This window comes from Nocardia pseudovaccinii NBRC 100343, from assembly GCF_001613225.1.
Classification (GTDB): Bacteria; Actinomycetota; Actinomycetes; order Mycobacteriales; family Mycobacteriaceae; genus Nocardia; species Nocardia pseudovaccinii.
In genome coordinates this window covers 1-2037 of sequence record NZ_BDBY01000272.1, presented here as the reverse complement: position 1 = coordinate 2037, position 2037 = coordinate 1, and the positions used below count along the sequence as shown (strand labels likewise).

Sequence of the window (2037 nt, the reverse complement as noted above, 5' to 3'; positions counted from 1 at the left end):
AAGGGGTGGCGGGGGTGTGGGACGGGGGGTGGGATGCGGCGACGGTGAGTCCAGGCGGTGGCGGTGTATTGCGGTGGTGTGGAGCTTGGGGTTTGGTGGCATTCCGAAGATGTTGGTACGCAATGGGTTTGCGTTTTGGATTTGGTGGTATTCCGGAATGGTGAGGGCTTCAAGGGTTTTGGCCTCGCTCGTGGGTGTGCTGGTGGCCGGTTTCGCGGTTTCTGTTCTGTCCGTGTGTCCTGCTGTTGCGGCGCCGCGCGTGGTCGGGGAGACGCCGCTGGACGGTTCGGTTTCGCAAGTGGACGTTTACTCCCCCGCGATGGATCGGGTGGTGAGCAATAGGGTGATTCGAGCCGCGGGTGGTTCTGCGCCGACGCTGTATCTGCTCACTGGAATCGGTGGCGGTACCGATGGCATCTCGTGGTGGGACGATACGGATGTCCGGCAGTTCTTCGCCGATAAACACGTCAACGTGGTGATGCCGATCGGCGGCGCGTACAGCATGTACACCGACTGGCTCAGCGACGATCCGGCGGTCGGCCGGAACCGGTGGCAAACGTATCTCTCCCGGGAACTTCCGGCCGTCCTCGATACCCGGCTCGGCAGCACCGGACGCAATGCGATCGCGGGTGTGTCGATGAGCGCGGGGTCGGCGGTGGATCTTGCGATTCAGGCGCGCGATGTGTACAGCGCGGTGGCGGCCTACAGCGGATGTCCGTGGACTTCGGATGCGCTCGGAGTCGCGATGGTCAGCGCGCAGGTGATCCGCGGCGGCGCCAATCCGGTGAATATGTGGGGTGAGCTGGGCCAAGGGATCTGGCGGATGCACGACGCGTTCGCCAATGCGAGCGCCTTGGCCGGTAAGACGATCTATCTCTCGGCCGCCACCGGAACCCCCGGCGCGATCGATGAAGGCGGACTAGGCTTCCCGCCGATCGAAGCCATTGCCAGCTCATGCACCGACGCATTCGCGGACCGGCTCAGCGAGCTCGGCCTCCCCGCCATCCACGTCAACCGCCCCGAAGGATCCCACACCTGGGGCCAGTTCGAAACCGACCTCCACGATTCCTGGCCCCACCTGGCCCGAGCCCTGGGCGCATGACCAAGCCCGGCCCGTCGCGTCGATAATCCCCAGCCTGCCCGCGCACCGCTTCTCGCACCGCCTGCATGCACAGCCTTCGCACGGGACAGCGCGGCTGTTCTTGGCGCGCGGCGCGAAGATATCGCCCGTCGTCTACGGCGCACTTTGCGCGTGCTCGTGAGTGCCCGCAATCTCGGGTGCCCTCGCGCACCAATTCGCGCCGCGCATGTTTCGCCCGGCGAATTGATGCGGGGCGCGAGAGAAAATGCGCGGTGCGGAGCGAACCGGCCGTCAGTAGCGCACTTGGCGCATCTTGGGGACAGCGCTGCGCGTCCGTGGTTGCCCCCATCTCGGGCCTGCTGCCGCGCATCGTCGGGGACGTTTCGCCGGGGAATCGGTACGTGGCGCGAGAGACGGTCCATGCGCGCGGGAGGCAGGTGACGCGTGGCGCGAAGTTGTCGCGCGTCCAGCGCGTGACACTACGGTGGGGTGACATGGATACCGTCGCCGTGCCGAAGTGGGTTGACGTCGCGCCTGCGCGGGTGGGTGGGGCGGGGCGGGGTGTTCTCGGCGCGGTGGCTTTTCTTGTGGTGGTGCAGTTGGTGGTTCGGGGGTGGGTGGCGGGGAGTGGGTTCTTTTATTGGGATGATCTGATTTTGGTGGGGCGGGCGGGGAGTTATTCGCTGTGGTCTGCGGATTTGCTGTTGTACAACCACGATGGGCATTTCATGCCGTTGGCGTTCGCTACGGCCTGGGTGGTGACTGCGGTTGCGCCGTTGACGTGGGCTGGGCCGGTGGTGTCGCTGCTGGTGCTGCAATTGGCGGCGTCGGTGGCGGTGGTGCGGATGCTGATCGTGCTCATAGGGGTGCGGTGGGCGATTCTGGTGCCGCTGGGGTTCTATCTGTTTTGTCCGCTGACGCTTCCGGCGTATGCGTGGTGGGCTGCTGCGCTCAAT

1 protein-coding gene and 1 pseudogene are annotated in these 2037 nt (G+C 65.6%); both read left to right on the top strand.

What is annotated here, in order from left to right; all coding sequences use genetic code 11:
- Positions 1–157: 157 nt before the first annotated feature.
- Complete coding sequence (locus tag NP3_RS33620) at positions 158–1102, top strand: alpha/beta hydrolase (RefSeq protein WP_063045779.1); 945 nt, start codon at positions 158–160, stop codon at positions 1100–1102.
- Between the two features lie 473 nt (positions 1103–1575).
- Positions 1576–2037 (top strand): annotated as a pseudogene (locus tag NP3_RS33615) (hypothetical protein); the annotation flags it as partial.